Raw genomic sequence first — 22,865 nt, 5'->3', positions numbered from 1 at the left:
TTGCGAGGCTGCGTTTCGACGCGGCCTCGTTTCTCCTTCCGCGTTGGGCGCGGATCGAGACAGACATAAAACCCATGTTGGGGACAACGCTCCACCGGAACGGTCCTCTAACTGCTTAATTTCCAGCAGGACAGCGAAGTGCAAAAGTTGAACCAGACAGTGCTGACCACCGGCATCCTCGCCGGCATATGCGCCGCGTTTCTGACGCTGGGCGCAACCGCACAGTCGTCGCTTTCTTTCCTGCTCTATGCTGCGTCCGCCATGCCGATCCTGATTGCAGGCATGGGATGGGGCAACATGGCCGCCATCGTGGCCATCGTGACCACGGCCGCCATCGGCGCTGTTGTCATGTCGCCACTGTTTGCCGTGACGATCGCGATCTTTACGCTGATCCCGGCAGGCTGGGTGTCTCACCTTGCGAACCTCGCACGCCCGGCCTCCGAAATCGGCGGCCCGCAGGATCTGCTCGCCTGGTATCCGCTTTCCGGCATCCTGCTGCATCTTTGCCTTCTCATCTCGATTGCCGTCGTCATTCTCGGCTGGACGATCGGCTATGGCCCCGACCTCGTTTCGCGCCTGGTCGATATGATGATGACGTCTGTTCAGAGCCGCGAACCACTGTTTGAGCCTGATGCCGCAGCGCTGGCGCAGAGCAAGTCACTGCTTGTGCTGATGTTACCGATCGTGCAGGGCGGCCTTTGGGTTCTGCTGCTGTTTACAGCCTATTATCTGGCCACCCGCGTGGTCGGTTCCTTCGGCAAGGGTCTTCGCCCTCGTGAAGACGTTCCGTCGGCACTTCGCATGCACCGCAATGCGGTTTTCATTTTCCTCGCAGGCATTGTCGCGACATTTGTGGGCGGTGTTCCCGCCATGATCGGCGCGGTTGTCTGCGGCACCTTCGGCGCAGGTTTCCTGATGTCCGGATATGCCTCGCTGCACAAGCGGGCGCGCGGCAAGGACTGGCGCATCCCCGTACTGGTACTCGCTTACCTGTCGGCAATCTTCGTCTTTCCGCTTCTTATCATTCTCGTGCTCGGTTTGAGCGACGTGCGCAGCACGATCTCCCTCACGCCGACGCGGAAAACTGACAATACGAACGAAACCAACACCTGAAACTAGAAAGGATCAAGAAGATGGACGTTATTCTTCTCGAACGCATCAACAAGCTCGGCCAGATGGGCGAAACCGTAAAGGTTCGCGACGGCTACGCACGTAACTTCCTGCTGCCGCAGGGCAAGGCACTGCGCGCCAACGCTGCCAACAAGACCCGTTTCGAGACCGAGCGTGCAACGCTCGAAGCTCGTAACCTTGAGCGCAAGTCGGAAGCCCAGAAGGTTGCCGAAGCTCTCGCAGGCAAGTCCTTCATCGTCGTCCGTTCGGCTGGCGAAACCGGCCAGCTCTACGGTTCTGTCGCTGCTCGTGACGTTGTTGAAATCCTCGCTGCAGAAGGCTTCAACGTTGGCCGCAACCAGGTTGAACTCAACACGCCGATCAAGACCATTGGTCTGCACAACGTAACGCTGCACCTGCATGCTGAAGTCGAGCTGCAGGTCGAGCTGAACGTTGCTCGTTCGGCTGAAGAAGCTGAGCGTCAGGCAAAGGGCGAAAGCCTCACCTCCGCTGACGCCATCTACGGCGTTGACGAAGACGCTCTGCGCCCGGAAGACTTCTTTGATCCGGATGCAGAATTCGAAGGCGACGACGCATAATTTCAGAGCCCCCAACGGCTCAAAAAAGAACCCCGGATGGCAACATCCGGGGTTTTTCTTTGTCTGGCAGAGGTTTGAACGGCATTCAGTTCGCGGCGAGCCTGGCCTGGTCCGGCTCCTGGCTCTTGTCCACATGGACGACCACTGACATGCCGGGCGTCAATTCCGCAGCCAGAGGCTGATCAGGATCGATCGCGATACGAACGCCGACCCGCTGCGCGATCTTCACGAAGTTTCCGGTCGCATTGTCCGGCTTGATGACCGAGAATTCGGAGCCGGTCGCGGGCGAAAAGCGCTCGATATGGCCGGTGAGCTTTCTGCGATGCAGGGCATCGACGGCAATCGTCACAGGCTGGCCGGCCTGCATGCCGCTCAACTGGGTTTCCTTGAAGTTGGCGATGATCCAGACCTCGTGCGGGACGACGGCCATCAATTGCGTGCCGGCGGTCACATATTGCCCGACGCGGACGCCGACTTCGCCAAGCTTGCCGTCGCGCGGCGCGTGGATTTCGGTATTCTGCAGGTCGATCCTGGCCAGCTCGACCGCAGCCTCAGCATTGGCGACAGCGGCCTGCAACGAGCCACGGTTGACGATGATCGTCTGCAGATCCTGCTGCGAAACCTCAAGGGCTGCCTTGGCCTGAGAGACCGAAGCACGCGCCTTTTCCAGAGCGGCATGCGCCTCTTCCTGCGAGCTGGAGGTACCAGCCCCGCTTCTGATGAGGTTGTCCTGACGGTCGGACGCGAGCTGCGCCTGTTTCAACGATGCCTCGGCGCTTTCAACCGCTGCCTTGCTGGACGCGATATTGGCGTTGGCGGCGTTTTCCTGCTGACGGGAATTGTCGAGCGCGGCCTTGTGCGTGTCGAGTGTCGATTCGGCCTGTGCAAGCTTCTGGGAATAGATACGGTCATCTATTTTGACCAGCAGCGCACCTTGCTTGACCTCCTGATAGTCCTTGACCGGCACGTTGACGACATAACCGCTGACCTGCGGGCTCATGGTGGTGACATAACCGCGCACGAAAGCGTTGTCGGTCATTTCGACGGCAGACTGGAACGGTGGCAACCGCCATGCGTAGAGCACGAGCGCGACGCCCGCGATGCCACCAAGGAGGACAAGAATAGAAACCGGGGTAAAAATCTTCTTCAGCATTTTTGTTACTCTTGGACGTTCATGACTGTTGTGCCGGCACGGCATCAACGTTGTCCCGAACAATAAGCGGGCGGATGCGCAGCCATGCGTGGTGAATGAGAAGCGTTGCCAATGCCAGCGCGGAAACGACTGAGATCAGCAGGAAGGTATCGTTGTAAGCGAGCACGTAAGCTTCCTTGGTGACCTGCTGACTGAGAAGAGCCAGCCCTTCTGCGTTCAGCAAGACCGGGTCGGAGATAACGTGACTGTAGGCACTGGAGAGTTGCGAGACGCGCTGCGTGACCATGGGATTGGTCAGAAGGATGTTCTCGACCAGGACGTTGGAATGGAATTTTTCACGCAGGGTGACGAAACTGCCAAGCAGGCCGGTCATCAACATCGAACCGGTGATCTGCGTGAACAGGAAGATGGTGATGAAATTCACCAGATACGGCACCCCCTTCGCCAATGCCCCGGCGAAACCTTTCGCCATGACTGGCGGCAGGAACATCGCCGCACCGAACGCGATCATCATCTGGCTGAGATACATCTGTTCCGGCCGCGTCAGGTTGGTGGACTGGCTGTCCATGAATGAACCTGTAGCAATGAGAGCGAGCGCAATCACATGGGCTGTTTCGACATATTTCGTCAACATCAACCACGCGCAGGCGGCACCGCCAAGCACGGTCGCCAGAAGAACAAGCGCGTAGAGCGTTGTCGTCTGATCATTGAGCAGGCCAAGCTGCTGGTAGAAACTGACTGCTGTTGAGGACTGTTCCGAAGACACGGCGCGGTAGACGAGCAGCACACCCATGACATGCATGTTGGTTTTCGAAAAGATCCAGCGCAGATCGAGAAGCGGGTTCTTGCGCGGCAGCTCGACGAAGGCCAGCACCGTCAGCAGGGCAATCGCGACGGCAAGCAGCACACCGAGCCACCATGTCTCGAACCACCAGTAAAACCGGCCAAGTGTGAGGAACACGGCAAGACAGCCCAGACCGCCCGCAAACAGCAGGTAGCTCAGGATGTCCATGCGCTCGATCACCTTGGCGCGTGGCGGTGGTGTAACCTTCAGAACATAGATCAACGCGAGCGAGATCAATGCAAGGCCGATTTCGAGCGAATAAAGTGCGTTCCAGCCATCGATCTGCAACAGCGACGGCGAGACCAGTCTTGCCAGCGGCGCAGACAGAAGCGTGCCTGTGAGCGCGATACTGAAGCCGAGCGAGAACTTCTTCGAAGGCGGAAATGCCTCGAGAATATAAAGGAAGCCGAGCGACGAAAGCGGTGCTGCCGCCATGCCGCTGACAAAGCGAACGACGATGGCCGAATGCAGGTCCGTGACAAACAGGTTAAGACAGGACACCACGACAAACAGCAGGATGCTGACCTCGGCAAATGGCCGAAGGCCATATTGCGCCCTGACCTTGAAGAGCGCGATCGAGAAGGTCGCATAGGGCGCCATATAGGCAGCCGAAAGCCAGGCCACTTCTGCCACAGTGCCGGAAAACTCTCCCTGCAACTGATAGATATTGGCCATGACGAGGTTCATGCCCATGCCCTGCGTGATGAAAAACAGCAGGCCACCGAAAATGTAGCTCAACCGCATCCAGAGCGGGCGTTCTACCGGCTGTGGCGGCTGGGCAGGCGCAGGCGCCGGTTGCTCGACAACGTCGAGAGCCTTTTCCGGCTCTGGCGTTTCGTCGGCGGCAAGGGTTTGAGGCAGGGTATTGCTCACGGCTTTGCCCTTTCCACCGCAAGGCTCTGCAGATTGGCAGAGAGCCTGCGCATCACATCGAGCGCGAGACGCAGATCGTCAGTCGAAATATCGGCGACAATTTCTGCCCGCAGCTCCTTTGCCAGACCCTGAACCGCTTCCGAGGTCTGTTTTCCATCCGGCGTCATGTGAATCCGCTTCGCCCGACGATCATTCGCGTCAGACCGCCGTTCGATGAGATTTTGTTTCTCCATGCCGTCGAGAACCCGCACGAGGGTCGGCGTTTCGATTTCCATTTCCTCGGCAAGTTCGGTCTGGGTCAATGGCCCACGCCGCGACAGTGCAAAAAGCGCACGAGCGCGCGCCAGCGTCAGACCGCTTTCGGCGACCCTCGCATCGAAAAATGCGCGCAGCTTTCGGGTAAAGGCCGAAACCTCATCGAGAAGCTGTTCCTTGTCGGTTTCACGCGACATCTAAGTTAACCTTATAATTAGTAAGCTATCTATTTCGTCCCTATTTATTTTGAAAGCTGACGATTTTCAAGAATTTTTCCTGAGGGGGCAGCTATGCGATAAAATCATGATACTCGAATCAGACGCCGCCGGGTACCGGCACGATGTCCCTGCCCTGCCTGTGGATTATTGGGGACAACTGAAGATGTGATTGCGGTTCGACAAGCAGGCACGTGACGGGCGCGCAATGTTGCAACATTGTCATTGACTGCCACGCCCTCTGACGCCAAACCCACAGTTTGAAGACGCAATGCACAGGGAGATCGCGCAAGACCATGAACGACGCTGCAAGGAAGATCACCCCCGCGCAAACCGCGGAAGCGCATTATCGCGAAGCTCCGAACAACATCGAAGCCGAACAGGCGCTGCTTGGCGCGATCCTCGTCAACAACGATGCCTATTATCGCGTTTCGGACTTCCTGAAGCCGGTCCATCTTTATGAGCCTCTGCACCGCAAGATTTTCGAAGTTGCCGGCGACATCATCCGCATGGGCAAGACCGCCAACCCGGTGACGATCAAGACCTTCCTGCCTGCGGAAGACAGGATCGGCGACATGACGGTGGCGCAATATCTCGCCCGCCTCGCCGCAGAAGCCGTGTCGATCATCAACGCCGAAGACTATGGCCGGGCGATCTACGATCTGGCACTGCGCCGCGCGCTGATCCAGATTGGCGAAGACGTGGTCAATATCGCCTATGACGCGCCGCTCGACATGCCACCGCAGGCACAGATCGAAGACACCGAACGCCGTCTGTTCGAGCTTGCCGAAACCGGCCGTTACGACGGCGGCTTCCAGTCGTTCAACGACGCGGTTGCGCTGGCAATCGACATGGCCGGCGCCGCCTTCGAGCGCGATGGCAATCTATCAGGCATTTCGACCGGGATTCATTCGCTTGATGGCCGCATGGGTGGACTGCAGCGCTCGGACTTGATCGTTCTGGCAGGTCGTCCGGGTATGGGTAAGACCTCGCTTGCGACCAACATTGCCTACAATATTGCTGCGGCATACGAGCAGGAAGTACAGCCGGACGGTTCGTTCAAGGCCAAGAATGGCGGCGTCGTCGGCTTCTACTCGCTCGAAATGTCGTCCGAACAGCTCGCCACGCGTATCATTTCCGAGCAGACGGAAGTGTCGTCTTCGAAAATCCGTCGTGGTGACATTACCGAGGCCGACTTCGAAAAGCTGGTTGCCTGCAGCCAGATGATGCAGAAGGTGCCGCTCTATATCGACCAGACCGGTGGTATTTCCATCGCCCAGCTTTCGGCTCGCGCGCGTCGTCTCAAGCGTCAGCGCGGCCTTGACGTTCTGGTGGTCGACTACGTTCAGCTTATGACCGGCTCCGGCAAGAGCGGCGAAAACCGCGTGCAGGAAATCACCCAGATCACCACGGGTCTGAAAGCGCTGGGCAAGGAACTGAACGTTCCGATCATTGCCCTGTCACAGCTCTCCCGTGCGGTGGAAAGCCGTGAAGACAAACGTCCTCAGCTTTCCGACCTTCGCGAATCCGGTTCGATCGAGCAGGACGCCGACGTGGTGCTGTTCGTGTTCCGTGAGGAATATTACGTCAAGAACATGGAGCCACGCGATCCGGCCGATCCGAAATACGCGGAATGGGAAGCCCTGTTCGATAAGGTGAAAGGCACGGCCGACGTCATCATCGCCAAGCAGCGTCACGGACCGACCGGCACCGTGAAGCTGGCGTTCCAGTCGGAATTTACCCGCTTCACCGATCTGGCCGACCCATCCTTCAGTCAGTACGAAGAACATTGATCCAAGAAATCGCCCCGCATTTCCAGACGTGCGGGGCGGAATCTTTTTAAGGGCTTGGTGGGTTTCGCTTACAATCCGATTCCACGCAGTATCGCCACCGTGACCACCCCGGCACAGGCTGCTGGCAACAATGACAGGCGCAATGCGGTGATGGCTGTTACGGCGCAGGCGATGGTTTCGGCGACACCGCTTGTCAGCGCTGTCGGTGTGACAACGGCCATCAACACGGCAGGTGGAACAGCACCCAGCGCCTTTTTCATGCGCGGCGTCAGCTCCATGTAACTGACGAGGATGAGGCCGCCAAAACGGGTCGCAACTGTTGCCACCATCATGGCGAGGATGGTCAGGAGCGTGTTCCAGTCAAGTGTCATGCGGGTTGCTCCGCGTCCTGCGGAGACGCGAAAGCCGCCGCTGCCAACCCGGCCAGAGCACCGGCTGCAATATACCATGCGCCTGGAACATATTTATGCGTCACGAAGGCCGCCGTTGCGCTGGCAAGCAAAACCAGGCCGGTCTCCCTTCCCTTCCAGAAGCCCATAAGCAACACGATGAAGACTGCCGGAAAGGCGAAATCCAGACCGATAACCGACATGTCGCCAACAACAGCGCCCAACAAAGCGCCCGCCAGGGTCGACACGTTCCAGACGAAGTAGATCGACAGGGCCGCGCCGGCGAAAAAGGCGGGCGTCAAGCGGCGCGCCATGACCCGGAATTCGGCAAGCGCCCAGGATTCATCGGTCAGAACCAACATGGCAGCGTATTTTCGCAAGCCGGTGAATTCCTCCAGTTTTCCGGCAATCGAAGCGCTCATCAGCACATGCCGCAGATTGACGAGCAAGGCGGCAAAACCAAGTGCCGTCCAGTTGGCCGGATGCGTCCACAGATCCATCGCCACGAATTGCGAACCACCGGCGAAAACCAGCAACGACATCAACGACGCTTCCAGCGGAGACAAACCTTTCGAAACGGCAACCGCACCGAACACCGCGCCAATCGGCACCATGGCAACCAGCAAGGGAGCAGCAGCTTTCAGCCCGTCGCCAAATTCTCCGGTTTTCTTTTTGTCAGACATGGCGTCCTCCCTTTCAGGAGATTGCCTCTATTCCTCGAAACCGGCCGCGTATTGAACGAAAGTGACATGGGTGGCCGCTGGGACCAACCTTCAGGCAGCGCGGAACTGCCCAGGTGTCACACCAGTGCGCGCCTTGAAATGGCGGGTAAAATGCGCCTGGTCGGCAAACCCGCAAAGCGCAGCGACATCTGCAAGGCTCTCCCTGCCCCGCAGCAGCTTCCTCGCCTTTCGAACACGAATATCCGTGAGAAAGGCATGAGGCGTGATGAAAAACTGCTTGCGGAACGCCCGAATAAGATGCGCTCGGCTGAGACCGGCGACCGCTGCCAGTTCCTCAAGGCCAATATCGGTTTCATAATTGTCGGCAAGATAGTCCCGCGCTCGGTAAACCGCCGTCCGTTCACGTGTTTCCACGGGCAGGATTATGGCACCGCCGTGTCTGCGAAAGAGCTCAGCCAGCACCGAGAACATGCCCTCATCCGCCTCCAGCGCGCCGGAGCGTCCTTCCAGGCGGCGATGTGCAACCTGAAAAGCCGCCGCCATCTGCGGGTCATAAGGCAGGAAGCTTGGGAAATAGGGCGTCCCGTGAAAAGCTCTGCCAGTGACGTCTTCCAGCACAGCCCGCAACAGCCCCATATCCGGATAGATCATTCGATAGCGATAACCGCCACCACCGGGAGCGCCATCGTGGATTTCACCGGGGTTGATCAGGTAAAGATGCCCCGGCCCCGTTTGCTCGGTCGTGCCTTGAATGGTGGAAATCTGCGAGCCGCTTTCGATGGCACCGATTGAAAAGGTCTCATGGGCATGCGGCGAATATTCGTGTGTCAGAAACGTCGCGCTCAGACATTCCATATCGTCGAATCGACCATCGCGCCAAAAGCGCGTGGTTTCCGCCGCAGCGAGCGGCATGACATCGATGGCCTGTTCCTGCGAGACATTGTCCATGAACGGGTTTTACTCCAATCGCCCGCCACCGTCTTGAACAAAAGTGCTGGGGCTCCGGCGGGCTCCTCTATCCCATTGAATCCATGGATCGCTCCCTTCGAAAATCGATTCCGATTTCCGGGCTGATGCTGTAGGGTCGCGCCGGTTCCAACCAACCCGGACGCATGGCATGACAGACGAGCTCGACACGACCTTTACCGAAACAGATACCGACGCATTCGACTATGCGCCGCTGAGGCTGACCATCGATCTCGGCGCGCTGGCGGATAACTGGCGCGACATGAAAAGGCGATCCGGCAAAGCACGCACGGCAGCCGTCGTGAAGGCTGACGCTTACGGCCTCGGCATCGAGGATTGCGGTTCAACGCTATACCACGCCGGTGCACGCGACTTCTTCGTGGCAACGGTCGCAGAAGGCGCAACGCTGCGCTCCTACGCGCCGGAGGCACGCATCTTCGTGCTGTCAGGTATCTGGCCGGGCCAGGAACGACAGGTTTTCGACAATGATCTCGTGCCCGTCATCGCATCTGAAGAGCAGCTTTCCTTCTGGATGGGAACCGTTGCGGAACGCGGCGAACACCCTTGCGCCCTGCATATCGATACCGGTTTCAACCGGCTTGGTCTGCCGCTTGACGATGCGTTGTTTCTCGCCAGCGATGTGACACGTCCGGCCAGTTTCGACCCGGTTCTGGTGCTGTCCCACCTCGCCTGTGGCGATACCCCTTCCGCGCCGATGAACAAGGTGCAGCTCGAATCATTCCGGCAGGTTAGCGCCGCTTTCGAAGGTATCGAATCAAGCCTCTCCGCATCGGCCGGTATCTTTCTCGGGCCGGACTATCACTTCGATCTCACCCGCCCCGGCATTGCCGTCTACGGTGGCGAAGCCGTCAACGGCGTCAAAAATCCAATGCGCCCGGTCGCGAAAGCCGAAGCGCGCATCATCCAGATCCGCGAAGCGGGCGAAGGCCAGACGGTCAGCTATGGCGGCACTTTCCTACTGAAGCGCGCCAGCCGTCTTGCGATTGCCTCGGTCGGCTATGCGGACGGTTATCAGCGTTCGCTTTCCGGCTCAGGGATTCCGCTGCGGGAAATGGGCCATGGTGGCGCCTATGGCGTCATTAATGGGCACAAGGCGCCGGTGGCAGGACGTGTGACGATGGACCTCACCATCTTCGATGTGACCGACATTCCCGAGAATGCTGTGCGCGCGGGCGACTATATCGAGCTTTTCGGCCCGAACGTGCCTGTCGACGAGGTCGCACATGCCGCCGGGACGATCGGCTACGAACTGCTGACCGGGCTCGGATTGCGTTACGAACGGCAATATCTGGTTGACGAGGACTGACGCTGTCCATGACAGCGCAGGCTTGCAAATTCTCCGGCAGGCGTTTATCGGAGAACAAAGTTCCGCATTTGTTCCAATGATGCCGCTTATCACCCCGCAGGAGACTTGCCCGTAATATGGCCAAAGCCAAGACCCAATTCGTGTGCCAGAACTGCGGCACGGTTCACACCCGCTGGGCGGGTAAATGCGACGGTTGCGGTGGGTGGAACACCATTGTCGAAGAAGATCCGATGGGTGGCATCGGCTCCGGGCCCGGCAAAATGCCGAAGAAGGGCAAGCCTGTCACCCTCACCTCCCTGTCCGGCGAAATCGAGGAAGCGCCGCGCATTCCAACCGGCATCAGCGAGCTTGACCGGGCGACCGGTGGCGGGTTCGTACGTGGTTCGGCGGTGCTGATAGGCGGCGATCCCGGCATCGGCAAATCGACGCTTCTGATGCAGGCCGCCGCAGCTCTTTCGCGGCGCAACCATCGCATCATCTACGTATCGGGCGAAGAAGCCGTAGCGCAGGTTCGGTTGCGTGCCCAGCGTCTCGGCGCGGCTGAGACGGACGTGCTGCTGGCAGCGGAAACCAACGTCGAGGACATCCTGGCGACGATTTCCGAGGGCAAGCGGCCCGATCTCGTGATCATCGATTCCATTCAGACACTTTGGAGCGATACCGCCGATTCTGCACCCGGCACCGTGACCCAGGTTCGCACCGGCGTTCAGGCGATGATCCGGTTCGCCAAGCAGACGGGCACCACAATGGTTCTCGTGGGCCATGTTACCAAGGAAGGCCAGATCGCCGGTCCGCGCGTGGTCGAGCATATGGTCGATGCTGTTCTCTACTTTGAAGGCGATCGAGGTCATCACTACCGAATCCTTCGTACCGTGAAGAACCGCTTTGGCCCGACAGACGAGATCGGCGTTTTCGAGATGTCGGATCGCGGCCTGCGGGAAGTTTCGAACCCGTCGGAACTCTTCCTTGGCGAACGCAATGAGAAATCTCCGGGGGCTGCAGTCTTTGCCGGAATTGAAGGGACACGCCCCGTGCTGGTGGAGGTACAGGCACTGGTCGCGCCGACTTCGCTCGGCACGCCGCGACGTGCCGTCGTCGGTTGGGATTCCTCACGACTTGCCATGATTCTGGCCGTTCTCGAGGCTCATTGTGGCGTCAAGCTTGGACAGCACGATGTCTATCTCAATGTCGCGGGCGGCTACCGGATATCGGAGCCCGCCGCCGACATGGCCATCGCATCTGCACTGGTTTCATCGCTCGCCGGTCTTGCCCTGCCTGCCGATTGCGTCTATTTCGGCGAAATCAGCCTGTCCGGCGCGGTTCGACCTGTTGCACACACGGTCCAAAGATTGAAAGAAGCGGAGAAACTCGGGTTCCCCGCCGCACTTCTGCCTTCCGCTTCGGCTGAATTGGCGAAAGGCGCCAAGGGGCGCTGGACGGAAATTGAAAGCCTGCCCGACCTTGTGGCGCGCATCGCCGGTTCGGGTAACCGGTTCAAGCAGGCTGAGGACGACGAATATTGATCCTTTCGCCCGGCAGAACAGTGGTGTAAGAGGATCGCAAAATTGGCAAGGCAGCGCCTGACAAGGCGTCGCACCTCCGGAGTTGGTATATGCCCATTACAATTTTCGACGGCATCGTTATCGCCGTTGTTCTTTTCTCCGCTATTCTTGCAATGGTGCGCGGTTTTTCCCGGGAAATCCTGTCCATCGCGAGCTGGGCCGGCTCGGTTGCAGCGGCTTATTATCTCTACCCGGTCGTGTTGCCTTATGCGCGCAACTATACCGATGACGACAAGATCGCCATCGCCGGCTCTGCAGCCGTTGTCTTTCTCGTGGCGCTTATCGTTATTTCCTTCATCACCTCGCGGATTGCCGATTTCATCATCGACAGCCGCATCGGTGCACTCGACCGCACGCTGGGCTTCCTGTTCGGTGCGGCACGCGGCCTTCTTCTGCTGGTCGTCGCCGTTGCCTTCTGGAACTGGCTGGTTGACGTGAAGACACAGCCCGAATGGGTCACGCAGGCCAAGTCCAAGCCGTTCCTGGACGGGCTGGTCGGCAAGCTGGAGGCCGTTCTGCCGGAGGACATTGAGCCGCAGATCCGCGCTCGCATCCTCGGAAAGCAGCAGGAACCGGCTTCGGCGCAGACGCCGGCCGAAGATGTGCCGGCAACAAATCCACCGGCTACAAATAATTGACACAGTGTCGCGCCTTGCAATGCATGCAAGGCGCGCTATTTGTGCTAAATATCTAGCACGACAACAGACAGACCGCCCCGGAGACATGCTCGCCGGACAGGTCTTTCTTTTTTTGGTAAGAGAGCAAGGGCAAGCCGAATGATTGAGCCGCTTTCGCATTCCACGTTCAACGAAGAGATCGACGGCGATACGCTGCATGAAGAATGCGGTGTGTTCGGCATTCTCGGGCATCCCGATGCCTCGACCCTGACAGCGCTTGGTCTGCACGCTTTGCAGCATCGTGGTCAGGAAGCTGCCGGCATCGTCTCCTTCGATGGCAAGCGTTTCCATCAGGAACGCCATATGGGCCTCGTCGGCGATCACTATACCGATCCCGCAACCCTTGCCCGTCTGCCCGGTTCGATGGCCATCGGCCACACCCGTTATTCCACCACCGGCGAAGTGGCTATGCGCAACGTGCAGCCACTGTTTGCCGAACTGGAAGAAGGCGGCATCTCGATTGCCCATAACGGCAACTTCACCAACGGCCTGACGCTTCGCCGCCAGATCATCGCCACCGGCGCCATCTGTCAGTCTACTTCGGACACCGAAGTCGTTCTGCATCTGATTGCCCGTTCGCGCCACAGCTCGACAGCCGACCGCTTTATCGACGCCATCCGCCAGATGGAAGGCGGTTATTCGATGCTGGCCATGACCCGCACGAAGCTGATTGCCGCACGCGATCCAATCGGCATTCGTCCGCTCGTCATGGGTGAACTCGACGGCAAGCCGATCTTCTGCTCAGAGACCTGCGCTCTTGACATCATCGGTGCGAAATTCGTTCGTGACGTTGAAAACGGCGAAGTCATCATCTGCGAAATCCAGCCTGATGGCTCGATTACCATCGACGCCCGCAAGCCCACGAAGCCGCAGCCCGAGCGTCTTTGCCTGTTCGAATACGTCTATTTCGCCCGTCCCGACTCCGTCGTTGGTGGCCGCAACGTCTATACGACGCGCAAGAACATGGGCATCAACCTTGCCAAGGAAGCGCCGCTCGAAGCAGACGTCGTTGTCCCGGTTCCCGATGGCGGCACGCCTGCAGCGCTCGGTTTTGCGCAGCAGAGCGGCATTCCGTTTGAATACGGCATCATCCGCAACCACTATGTCGGCCGCACCTTCATCGAGCCGACGCAGCAGATCCGCGCCTTCGGCGTGAAGCTCAAGCACTCTGCCAACCGGGCAATGATCGAAGGCAAGCGCGTCGTTCTGGTGGACGATTCCATCGTGCGCGGCACCACTTCGGTCAAGATCGTGCAGATGATCCGCGAAGCTGGCGCAAAGGAAGTTCATATCCGCGTTGCCAGCCCGATGATTTTCCATCCGGACTTCTACGGCATCGACACGCCGGACGCCGACAAGCTTCTGGCCAACCAGTATGCCGACGTTGACGCCATGGCGAAATTCATCGGCGTCGATTCGCTGGCTTTCCTGTCGATCGACGGCCTCTACCGCGCTGTTGGTGGCGAAGATCGTAATCCGGCCCGCCCGCAGTTCACCGACCATTACTTCACCGGTGACTATCCGACGCGCCTTCTCGACAAGAACGGCGAGTCGCTCGGCAGCAAGATTTCCGTGCTGGCCAGCAACGGCTGATATTCCAGACCAATCAGCGGCCACCGTACTCGGTGGCCGCTTTTTTGTTGCCTGCGATGAGGATGATCGCATGCGACGTTTTGATCGCTTGCGGCAGCAGGCCGCCGCTTCGTAAAAGACGTGCAATTCAATCGGGGGGAGACATCATGACCATGGACCTTAACGGCAAGATCGCGCTTGTGACTGGTGCATCACGCGGCATCGGCTATTTCACCGCGCTGGAGCTTGCCAAGGCCGGCGCCCATGTCATCGCCTGTGCCCGCACGGTCGGTGGGCTTGAAGAACTCGATGATGCGATCAAGGCCGTAGGCGGCACAGCGACGCTTGTGCCCTTCGATCTTGCCGATATGAACGCCATCGATGCACTCGGTGCGAATATCTACGAACGCTGGGGCAAACTCGATATTCTGGTTGCCAATGCCGGTGTTCTCGGCGTCATCTCGCCGGTCGGACATATCGAGGCCAAGGTCTTCGAAAAGGTCATGACAATCAATGTCACCGCAACCTGGCGCCTGATCCGTTCGGTCGAACCGCTGCTGCTCAAATCCGATGCCGGCCGTGCGCTGATCCTGTCATCCGGGGCCGCGCATTCCTGTCGCCCCTTCTGGGGTGTTTATTCCACCTCAAAAGCTGCCGTGGAAGCACTTGCCCGTACCTGGGCGGCCGAAACGCAGAACACGCCGCTTCGCATCAACAGCATCAATCCAGGTGCGACCCGCACGGCCATGCGCGCGCAGGCCATGCCCGGCGAAGATCCGGCCACAGTGCCGCATCCTTCCGAGGTCGCGGCCGCCATTCTGCCACTCGCGTCTCCTGAACTGAAGGAAACCGGCAAGCTGTTCGTCGTCAGAGACGGAAAATTCTCGGACTATCGGCAGCCGGAATAAAATATTCCGGCAGTCAGCCAAGCTGGTGACGATACCCTTGACCGAAGATTGCCGCCGCGCCATAACGCAAGTCATGAAAACGACGATCTGCACCTGCTGCTGAAACATTTTTGCTGGCTTGATGGCCGGCCAGATCGTTTTCGTCTCAAAAACGCTGAAGACAAACGCTCCGGCCCGGCAAGTGATACCGGTTACGAGGAGACATGCATGTCCGCGCGCCTGAAGCTTTATAATACGCTGACCCGCGAAAAGGCGGAGTTTACGCCGATCGACGCAAACAATGTGCGCATGTATGTCTGCGGCCCAACCGTCTACGATTTCGCCCATATCGGCAACGCGCGACCGGTCATCGTCTTCGACGTTCTCTACCGGGCGCTGCGGCATGTTTATGGCGAGAGCCAGGTTACCTATGCCCGCAATATCACCGACGTCGACGACAAAATCAACGCACGGGCGCTGCGCGACTACCCTCACCTGCCGCTGAACGACGCGATCCATGCCGTCACCGAAAAGACCGCGCAGCAGTTCCATGACGATGTCGCCTCGCTCGGCTGCCTTGAGCCTAGTGTCGAACCACGCGCCACTGACAACATTCCGCAGATGGTCGATATCATCGAAAAGCTGATCGAACGTGGTCACGCCTATGTGGCAAGCGGGGAAGTTCTTTTCGATACGAAGTCGATGGCAGACTATGGCCAGCTTTCCAAGCGCCCCCTGGATGAGCAGCAGGCAGGTGCGCGCATTGCCGTCGATGTTCACAAAAAGAACCCCGGCGATTTCGTACTCTGGAAGCTTTCCAGCGATAACGAACCCGGCTGGGAAAGCCCCTGGGGGCGCGGCCGTCCGGGCTGGCATATCGAGTGCTCTGCAATGTCCGGCCGCTATCTCGGCGAGGTCTTCGACATTCACGGCGGCGGGCTCGACCTGATCTTCCCGCACCATGAAAATGAAATCGCCCAGTCGCGTTGCGCCCACGGCACGCATGTCATGGCAAATGTTTGGATGCACAATGGTTTTGTGCAGGTGGAAGGCCGCAAGATGTCGAAGTCAGAAGGCAACTTCGTGACGATCTACGAATTGCTGCACACCGACAAGTTCGGCGGCCGCCAGTGGCCGGGCGACGTGCTGCGCCTTGCGATGCTGATGACCCATTACCGCGAACCCATCGATTTTTCCGTCAAACGACTGGAAGAAGCCGAACGTCTGCTGGCAAAATGGCCGGCTGCAGAAGCCAGCGATGCGGCGCCAGACAGCACTGTTCTCGACGCGCTTGCCGACGACCTCAACACGGTTGCTGCCGTGCAGGCACTGCATGCGCTGGCACAGTCTGCCCATAATGACCCCGCCAAGCTTGCCGTTTTTGCCGCCAGTGCCGCGTTGCTCGGCGTTCTACCGAAGAAGGCAGAGGTGGACGAGGCCATTGCGGCTGCGGTCGATTCTCTCGTCGAGATGCGTCTTGAAATGCTGAAGGCAAAGAATTTCGCCGAAGCGGACCGTATTCGCGACGAACTTTCTGCCAAAGGCATCCAGCTCAAGGACGGCAAGGACAAGGAGACGGGCGAGCGCACGACGAGCTGGGAGATGAAGCGGTAACGCGCTTGCGAAGCTTCCTCCCGCCAACTAGGCTGGCCGAACAGGCCGGGGGTAGTGGCGAGAGGAGGACCGACCATGACTGTCTATACCGGCGGGTGCCAGTGCGGGGCCGTGCGTTTTCGCGCTGACGGCGATCTCAGCGACAGTTCCATCTGCCATTGCCGTATGTGCCAGAAGGCGTTCGGCGCTTATTACGCGCCTCTCGTTTCCGTTCGCAAGGCCGATTTCCGCTGGACGCGGGGAGAACCGAAGCGTTTTCAGTCCTCCAGCGTCGTCAAACGCGGTTTCTGCGCCGATTGTGGCACACCCTTGACCTATGAAGCACCGGATGGTGTCGCCGTGGCGGCTGGCGCCTTCGATGATCCGGCGCTGTTCCCGCCCACGCTGCAATATGGCACGGAAGCAAAAATCGCTTTTGTCGATCATCTCCCGGAATTGCCTGGCCATGATACGCCTGATGATTTCGAGGCGGTTCCATTTCTCGCCGATCTCGTTTCCTATCAGCACCCCGATCACGACACTGAAAACTGGCCCCCGGAGAAAAAGTCATGAGCGACAGCGGATTTTCCGGTGGGTGCCAGTGCGGCGCCGTTCGTTTTCATGCCGGCAAGATTGGCCGACCATCGATCTGCCATTGCCGCATGTGCCAGAAACATTTCGGCAATTTCTTCGGCGCGCTGGTGACCGCCGATCAGGCACATCTGGTCTGGACACGCGGTCAGCCTTCACTGTTCCGGTCTTCCAAGAAAATCCATCGCGGCTTCTGCAACAAATGCGGCACGCCTCTGACCTATCATTATCCCGGCGGGGTGGAGATCGCCATCGGCGCTTTCGATCATCCGGAGCAGGTTGAACCACAGGTCCAGGTGAATGTGCACATGCGCATGCCGTGGATCGACCATCTGTTCCACAAACCAGCCATTGAACAGAGTGTCGAGGAGTCGGAGATCATGTCCTATCAACATCCCGACCACGACACCACCGAATGGCCGCCGAAAGGTGACGGAGAATGACGTCCGAGACGCATTTTTCCGGTGGACGCCAGTGCGGCGCGGTGCGTTACCGGGCAACGGGCGGCCTTGCCTACCCACATGTCTGCCATTGCCGCATGTGTCAGAAAGCGGCCGGCAACTATTTCATGCCGCTGGCGGCAAGCCTGAGAAAGAACTTCACCCTGACAAGAGGCGAAGCCACCTGGTTTCAGTCTTCCGATCAGGTGCGGCGTGGCTTTTGCAGTCAATGCGGCACACCGTTGTTCTACGATATGCCGGAAGCCGACTTCATCAACATCACGCTTGGCTCACTTGATGAGCCGGATCGGGTGAGGCCCGAAGCGCAGTCGAATACCGGCCATAAAATGCGCTGGTTCCGTGACCTTGATGGGCTGCCGCTCGAGCCGGAACCGGCTGACGGACAAGAATTGCCGCGAACGAACAAACGACAGCATCCCGACCACGACACACCTGTCTGGCCACCAGAGGACATTAGAGAATGACGACGGAATTGCGCAGCTTCTACCCGGAGATCGAGCCCTACGAAACCGGAATGCTCGATGTTGGCGACGGTCACACGATCTATTGGGAGCGCGTTGGAACACCCGGCGCAAAACCGGCCGTCTTTCTTCACGGCGGCCCAGGCGGCGGCGTCAACCCTACGCATCGGCGCGTCTTCGACCCCGCTCTTTATGACGTTCTCCTGTTTGACCAGCGCGGTTGTGGCCGCTCGACACCGCATGCCGAACTCAATGCCAACACCACATGGCATCTGGTAGCGGATATGGAGAAACTGCGCATCCAGTGCGGTTTCGAACAATGGCTCGTCTTCGGTGGCTCGTGGGGTTCAACGCTGGCGCTTGCTTATGCCGAGACCCATCCGGAGCATGTCAGTGAACTTGTCCTGCGCGGCATCTACACCGTCACCCGTCCGGAACTCGACTGGTATTATCAGTTCGGCGTCTCGGAAATGTATCCGGATCGCTGGGAAAAGTTCATCGCACCCATTCCTGAGGCGGAACGTGAAGACATGATGGCAGCCTATAATCGCTATCTGACCGGGACTGACGAAGCCAAGAAACTGGAATGCGCCAAGGCGTGGAGCCAGTGGGAAGGTGCGACCATCGCGCTCGTCACAGATCCCGAGCGCGTTGATGACTTTGGCGAAGACAAATATGCCATCGCCTTCGCACGCATCGAAAACCATTTCTTCGTTAACGGCGGCTGGCTGGAAGATGGTCAGTTGTTGCGAAATGCCGGCAAGCTCAAAGACATTCCCGGTGTCATCATTCATGGCCGTTACGACATGCCCTGCCCGCTAAAATACGCCTGGCAGCTTTCCAAAGCATGGCCGAAGGCGGATTTTCACATCATCGAGGCCGCTGGTCACGCCTTAAGTGAACCCGGCATTCTCGATCAACTGATCCGCGCAACGGACCATTTTGCCGGAAAAGCGTGAGTCCTTTCCGCACCTTGGTGCGGTTCGATGAGAAACAGATTCATCGTTCCGCACCACAGGTTTGGCCAATTTAACGGCAAGGCGGCACTTCTTCGTGCAGTTTTTCTCATGAACGCTTCACGGAAATGAATTGGCGCTTGCCGTGCTCCTCCGTTATTAAGGAGCATCCGAACAGTTGGCGGTACTCCCATGGCACTCGATAAATCCCTTCCGACCGAACAGGGCGGCGACAGCGCACGTGGTTTTGCGTTTGCACTCTCCGCTTATCTGTTGTGGGGCTTCCTTCCCCTCTACATGAAAGCCGTGGCGCATATTCCGCCGGTGGAAGTAATAGTCCATCGCGTTATCTGGTCGGTGCCGATTGCTGCTGCAGTTCTTATTGCAATCGGACGTACCGCCGAAATCCGAACGGCGCTGAAAAACCCGAAAATGCTGGCCATGGCGAGCCTGACCGCGGCGCTGATCAGCGTCAATTGGGGCATCTATATCTGGGCCATCGGCGCAGGACGCGCGCTCGATGCGGCGCTTGGTTATTTCATCAATCCGCTGTTCAGCATCTTCCTCGGCGCAGTGCTACTGAAAGAACGCCTCTATCGCGGCCAGATTGCCGCCATCGTGCTGGCCGTTCTGGGCGTCGCGTTGCTGACCTGGCATGCGGGTAGCCTGCCTTGGGTTTCGATCGCGCTCACCGTTTCATGGGGCTTCTACGCCTTTTTCCGCAAGACGTTGCCGATCGGACCGACGCAGGGCTTTCTTCTGGAAGTCATGCTGCTGTCAGTGCCCTGCGTGGTCCTGATGGCCTATTTTGCCTTCACTGGCCAGGCGCACTTCATGGCTGGCAATGCCATGGATACATGGCTTTTGATCGCCAGCGGTCTCATCACCGCCGTTCCGCTCATTCTCTACGGTAATGGTGCCAAGCTGCTGCGGCTCTCCACCATCGGCATCATGCAGTATATCGCGCCGACGATCATTTTCCTGATCGCCATCCTGATCTTCAAGGAACCGTTCGATATGGTGCGAATGGGAGCATTCTCGCTGATCTGGTCGGCGCTGGTGATCTACACCGCCTCCAGCCTGATGCGACTGAAGAAGTCGTAACCCGCCTCGTTCAGAGGCGGGATATCACCGAAGGATCGCCTTCCGGGTTCTGCTGTGCCAGTGCCCGGTCGAGGATCGCGGGCACGATGCCACTCACCTCGTCAACGACGAGCGGGTTGAGAAGATGCGCGCGGTGGATGAAGCCCTGATCGCGCATGTGGCGAACCAGTTCCAGCATCGGATCCCAGAAACCATTGATGTTGGCAAAGACCATCGGCTTGGCGTGACGGCCAAGCTGAGCCCAGGTCATGATCTCAACGATCTCTTCGAGCGTACCGATGCCACCCGGCAGAGTGACGAAGGCGTCTGACCGCTCGAACATCATGTGCTTGCGCTCATGCATGTCCTTGGTGATCACAAGCTCGTTCAATTGTCCGAGAGAATGGCGTGTTGCCTCCATGTCGACGAGAAATTCCGGTATGATGCCGGTTACCTCGCCGCCGTTCGAGAGAACGCCAGCAGCGACCGCCCCCATGATGCCCTTGGTGCCACCGCCATAGACGAGGCGAATGCCGTTTTCGGCAATCGATTTCCCAAGGGCACGGCCCGCTTCCATGTAAGCCGGGTCGCGACCAGGCTGGGAACCGCAATAAACGCAGATGGATCGAATCGTATTTTGTTTGTCCGTCATGCAACGAGGGAACAATGCCGAATGCGACACGTCAAGAAAATTTGGGAAATCCTTTGTGAATATAGCCTTTTGGCATTGTGACGCTTGTATGGCGCAAAGTAAGACGCTAGCACTCTCAAAGCATATATAAAGGCTGAATACCCGGAGATTCCAGGATGAAGAAATACAAGGCCGGTTTGCTGGCGCTGATCGTGTTGGCCGTTGCGAGCCTGCTCATGATCTTTTTCGTCCTTCCGCGTATCGGCAACGATGGAAATTCCATTGGCGATGCCATCAACGAAGCCGGCAACGCTGTGAAAAACAGCGTTGAAATGGGCAGCGACAAGGCTGGCGATATCCTCTCCGACGCCGCAACGGAAACCGCAAATGTGGCCGAGAAGGTTGGGCGTTTGGCGGCCTCCGCCACGCAGTCGATCAAGGACCTGACCGCGCAATTCGCCGACGGCAAGGTTCCGTCCGACGCCGACTTCGCCGCTGCGCGAAAGAAGGTCGAAGCGTCGCTCAAGGAACTGAGCGAAATCGACATTCCCGAAACACTGGACGAAAATACATCCAGGCTCATCACCACGGCTCGTGCTGCTGCTGAGCGCACCACCGCGTTCCTGCGCGATCTGCCGGAAAGCGCCTCTGCTGCCGCTGCCCACATCCGTCGTCTGGCCGGTGTGTTCGCCGGAACGGACAATGGTGCGGCGGAGCCGGCAAAACCTGCCGAACCTGCAGCGGATGCCGCACAGCTTCCCACATTTGATGTGCTGCGCGTCGAGCCGGATGGATCGGCCGTTGTTGCAGGCAAGGCTCAGCCCGGCGCGAAGCTCGAAATTCTGAACGGTGAAAAGGTCATTGCCCAGACCACCGTCGACGCGACCGGCGATTTCGCCGCCGTCTTCGACAATCCGCTGCCGCCTGGCGACCACCAGTTGACGTTGCGCACAACAGACGCCGCCGGAAAGGTTACACAGTCTGAGGAGGTCGCGACCATCTCCGTTCCAGATGGCTCCAAGGGCGAATTGCTTGCCATGGTGACGAAGCCTGGCGAACCGAGCCGTGTTCTGGCCATGCCGGAAGCAGCGCCCAACGCCGCACCGCAGACGCCGCCCGCAGCCGACAGCGCCACCCCCGCCGCAGTGACAGCGCCGCAAAACCCTGTGGCTCCAGCAACACCGGCTGCACCAGCCGTCGCAGCAAGCGTGCAGGTATCCGCTGTCGAGTTTGAGGGTTCCAAGATTTTCGTCGCCGGTTCGGCGCCTGCAGGTGCGACTGTTCGTGCGCTCGTCGACGATAAACAGATCGGCCAGAGCACCACCGAACAGTCCGGACATTTCGTGATCGAGGGCGATGTCGAACTTTCTGTTGGAAGCCACATCATTACTGTCGAAGAACTCGACGCCAACGGAGCCGTCAAGGTTCGCGTCCGCGTTCCATTCGAACGTCCGGGTGCCGATCAGGCAACCGTGGCGATGCAGACGCCCGCTGCCTCTTCCGTTCCGGCGGCAGGTGCGGTTCCAGTCGAAAACCAGAGCACTGCGAGTGACCGAGTGGCGTTCGAAAATCTTCGTACCGGCGTTTCCAAGGCATTCGGCATTCTGAGCAACCTTTATCAGAACGGAAACAAGCCGGCGCTCGATGAAGCTGTCGCGGCACGCTCTGCTGTCGTTATCGCGCTGCGCTCGCTGTCCGAATTCCGGACTGCGGCGACAACCGATGCCGGCTTTACAGCCTTCGTGAACGATGTCGTTGCAAAGGCCCGTACTTTGCTTGCATCCGTCGAGGCATTGCCCAGAGACGTCGACGCGATCGGCAAGGGCATTGCATCGCTCGGAAGCCATCTGGCTGAACTGCACATTTCCGCACCGGCAGCGCCCGCAGCACCGGCTGGCCCGCAGACCTTCGAACAGGCACCTCTCGCCCAGAGCGAAAACAGCGTCATCATCAGACGCGGTGATACGCTGTGGCAAATTTCTCGCCGGCTCTACGGTCAGGGTGTGCGTTACACCACGATCTATCTTGCCAACCAGGACCAGATCAAAAACCCTGACCTGATCGAGCCCGGCCAGATTTTCGGTGTGCCGGAAACGGCCCTGCCCAATTCCGAGGAATTGCATCGCAAGCGGCTCAAGGGCGGCTCCTGACGCGCAAACATTGCGAACAACAGGGAAATTTCCT

General features: G+C 58.8%; 22 protein-coding genes. 15 read left to right on the top strand and 7 right to left on the bottom strand.

The features are described 5' to 3' along the window. Positions 1 to 138 precede the first annotated feature (138 nt). Both FY156_03870 and rplI read left to right on the top strand, forming a co-directional pair. Positions 139 to 1,113, top strand: a complete 975-nt coding sequence (locus tag FY156_03870) for a DUF2232 domain-containing protein (protein ID UXS00687.1) — start codon at positions 139 to 141, stop codon at positions 1,111 to 1,113. Between the two features lie 20 nt (positions 1,114 to 1,133). Then, positions 1,134 to 1,709, top strand: a complete 576-nt coding sequence (gene rplI / locus FY156_03865) for a 50S ribosomal protein L9 (GenBank protein ID UXS00686.1) — start codon at positions 1,134 to 1,136, stop codon at positions 1,707 to 1,709. An 85-nt stretch (positions 1,710 to 1,794) separates the two neighbouring features. On the opposite strand, the gene FY156_03860 is transcribed toward rplI, so the two are convergent. From FY156_03860 to FY156_03850, 3 genes are read right to left on the bottom strand one after another with little or no spacing between them, the layout of a single operon-like run. Beyond that, positions 1,795 to 2,862: an HlyD family secretion protein gene (locus FY156_03860; protein UXS00685.1), complete on the bottom strand. Its 1,068-nt coding sequence runs from the start codon at positions 2,860 to 2,862 to the stop codon at positions 1,795 to 1,797. Between the two features lie 19 nt (positions 2,863 to 2,881). Continuing rightward, positions 2,882 to 4,579 (bottom strand): MFS transporter, encoded by a 1,698-nt coding sequence (locus FY156_03855; protein UXS00684.1) that lies wholly within the window; start codon positions 4,577 to 4,579, stop codon positions 2,882 to 2,884. Continuing rightward, the gene (locus tag FY156_03850) at positions 4,576 to 5,031 is read right to left on the bottom strand and encodes a MarR family transcriptional regulator (GenBank protein ID UXS00683.1); all 456 of its coding nucleotides are present in this window, start codon (positions 5,029 to 5,031) and stop codon (positions 4,576 to 4,578) included. Before FY156_03850 ends, FY156_03855 begins: the two co-directional genes overlap by 4 nt. A gap of 314 nt (positions 5,032 to 5,345) precedes the next feature. Here FY156_03850 and FY156_03845 point away from each other — a divergent pair, with 314 nt between their 5' ends. Further along, entirely contained in the window at positions 5,346 to 6,842 is a 1,497-nt protein-coding gene (locus FY156_03845; GenBank protein ID UXS00682.1) for a replicative DNA helicase, read from the top strand. 68 nt (positions 6,843 to 6,910) lie between these two features. Here the strand turns inward: FY156_03845 and FY156_03840 are convergent, their stop codons facing one another. From FY156_03840 to FY156_03830, 3 genes are all read right to left on the bottom strand, one after another. After that, on the bottom strand, positions 6,911 to 7,213 hold the full coding sequence (locus FY156_03840) for an AzlD family protein (GenBank protein UXS00681.1): 303 nt from the start codon (positions 7,211 to 7,213) through the stop codon (positions 6,911 to 6,913). Continuing rightward, on the bottom strand, positions 7,210 to 7,914 hold the full coding sequence (locus FY156_03835; protein ID UXS00680.1) for an AzlC family ABC transporter permease: 705 nt from the start codon (positions 7,912 to 7,914) through the stop codon (positions 7,210 to 7,212). The genes FY156_03840 and FY156_03835 overlap by 4 nt, the downstream gene beginning before the upstream one ends. Before the next feature lie 90 nt (positions 7,915 to 8,004). Next, the gene (locus FY156_03830) at positions 8,005 to 8,862 is read right to left on the bottom strand and encodes an AraC family transcriptional regulator (protein ID UXS00679.1); all 858 of its coding nucleotides are present in this window, start codon (positions 8,860 to 8,862) and stop codon (positions 8,005 to 8,007) included. 169 nt (positions 8,863 to 9,031) lie between these two features. On the opposite strand from FY156_03830, the gene alr reads away from it, so the two are divergent. From alr to rarD, 11 genes are all read left to right on the top strand, one after another. Further along, positions 9,032 to 10,207, top strand: coding sequence for an alanine racemase (gene alr / locus FY156_03825; GenBank protein ID UXS00678.1), 1,176 nt, complete (start codon positions 9,032 to 9,034; stop codon positions 10,205 to 10,207). A 116-nt stretch (positions 10,208 to 10,323) separates the two neighbouring features. Further along, the gene (gene radA / locus FY156_03820) at positions 10,324 to 11,730 is read left to right on the top strand and encodes a DNA repair protein RadA (GenBank protein ID UXS00677.1); all 1,407 of its coding nucleotides are present in this window, start codon (positions 10,324 to 10,326) and stop codon (positions 11,728 to 11,730) included. An 89-nt stretch (positions 11,731 to 11,819) separates the two neighbouring features. Continuing rightward, positions 11,820 to 12,407: a CvpA family protein gene (locus FY156_03815; GenBank protein ID UXS00676.1), complete on the top strand. Its 588-nt coding sequence runs from the start codon at positions 11,820 to 11,822 to the stop codon at positions 12,405 to 12,407. A 138-nt stretch (positions 12,408 to 12,545) separates the two neighbouring features. Beyond that, positions 12,546 to 14,039, top strand: coding sequence for an amidophosphoribosyltransferase (locus tag FY156_03810; GenBank protein ID UXS00675.1), 1,494 nt, complete (start codon positions 12,546 to 12,548; stop codon positions 14,037 to 14,039). Between the two features lie 146 nt (positions 14,040 to 14,185). Then, entirely contained in the window at positions 14,186 to 14,926 is a 741-nt protein-coding gene (locus FY156_03805; protein UXS00674.1) for an SDR family NAD(P)-dependent oxidoreductase, read from the top strand. Between the two features lie 207 nt (positions 14,927 to 15,133). Next, positions 15,134 to 16,519, top strand: coding sequence for a cysteine--tRNA ligase (locus FY156_03800; protein ID UXS00673.1), 1,386 nt, complete (start codon positions 15,134 to 15,136; stop codon positions 16,517 to 16,519). Between the two features lie 75 nt (positions 16,520 to 16,594). Continuing rightward, positions 16,595 to 17,071 carry a GFA family protein gene (locus FY156_03795; protein UXS00672.1) on the top strand — a complete coding sequence of 159 codons (477 nt, stop codon included), beginning with the start codon at positions 16,595 to 16,597 and terminating at the stop codon, positions 17,069 to 17,071. After that, the gene (locus FY156_03790; protein ID UXS00671.1) at positions 17,068 to 17,532 is read left to right on the top strand and encodes a GFA family protein; all 465 of its coding nucleotides are present in this window, start codon (positions 17,068 to 17,070) and stop codon (positions 17,530 to 17,532) included. The genes FY156_03795 and FY156_03790 overlap by 4 nt, the downstream gene beginning before the upstream one ends. Beyond that, a complete protein-coding gene (locus FY156_03785; protein ID UXS00670.1) occupies positions 17,529 to 18,014 on the top strand; it encodes a GFA family protein in 486 nt (161 codons plus the stop codon). Before FY156_03790 ends, FY156_03785 begins: the two co-directional genes overlap by 4 nt. Continuing rightward, on the top strand, positions 18,011 to 18,970 hold the full coding sequence (gene pip / locus FY156_03780) for a prolyl aminopeptidase (protein ID UXS00669.1): 960 nt from the start codon (positions 18,011 to 18,013) through the stop codon (positions 18,968 to 18,970). The genes FY156_03785 and pip overlap by 4 nt, the downstream gene beginning before the upstream one ends. A 189-nt stretch (positions 18,971 to 19,159) precedes the next feature. Beyond that, complete coding sequence (gene rarD / locus FY156_03775; GenBank protein UXS00668.1) at positions 19,160 to 20,071, top strand: EamA family transporter RarD; 912 nt, start codon at positions 19,160 to 19,162, stop codon at positions 20,069 to 20,071. Between the two features lie 10 nt (positions 20,072 to 20,081). Here the strand turns inward: rarD and FY156_03770 are convergent, their stop codons facing one another. After that, complete coding sequence (locus FY156_03770; GenBank protein ID UXS00667.1) at positions 20,082 to 20,702, bottom strand: TIGR00730 family Rossman fold protein; 621 nt, start codon at positions 20,700 to 20,702, stop codon at positions 20,082 to 20,084. 155 nt (positions 20,703 to 20,857) lie between these two features. Here FY156_03770 and FY156_03765 point away from each other — a divergent pair, with 155 nt between their 5' ends. Continuing rightward, the gene (locus tag FY156_03765) at positions 20,858 to 22,831 is read left to right on the top strand and encodes a LysM peptidoglycan-binding domain-containing protein (GenBank protein UXS00666.1); all 1,974 of its coding nucleotides are present in this window, start codon (positions 20,858 to 20,860) and stop codon (positions 22,829 to 22,831) included. The last annotated feature ends 34 nt before the right edge of the window (positions 22,832 to 22,865 follow it).

Origin of the sequence: Agrobacterium tumefaciens, from assembly GCA_025559845.1 — a bacterium.
GTDB lineage: Bacteria > Pseudomonadota > Alphaproteobacteria > Rhizobiales > Rhizobiaceae > Agrobacterium.
This window is presented reverse-complemented; position numbering and strand designations above follow the sequence as displayed.